Here is a 226-nt window from a genome sequence, read left to right as displayed (position 1 = left end):
GAACGGCTCGTTGCCCACGTGCTGGCTGGCGCACAGCACCGCATGGCCCAGGCCCTTGGCCTCACCCTGGCGCACGTAGTGGATGGGCCCCAGGTTGGAGGCGTGCTCCACGGCGGCAAGCTTGTCCGTGTCACCCTTCCGCTCCAGTGCACCTTCCAGGCCGGGTTCCCGGTCAAAGTGGTCCTCCAGGGCACGCTTGTTCCGTCCCGTAATCATCAGCAGGTCA

1 pseudogene is annotated in these 226 nt (G+C 66.4%); it reads right to left on the bottom strand.

The window, feature by feature from the left end:
• A pseudogene (locus ASF72_RS20900) lies at nt 1–226 on the bottom strand (UTP--glucose-1-phosphate uridylyltransferase); the annotation flags it as partial.

Source organism: Arthrobacter sp. Leaf141, assembly GCF_001424565.1.
Taxonomy (GTDB): domain Bacteria; phylum Actinomycetota; class Actinomycetes; order Actinomycetales; family Micrococcaceae; genus Arthrobacter.
Note: the sequence above shows the minus strand (reverse complement) of the source record. Positions and strands in the feature narration are given on the sequence as shown.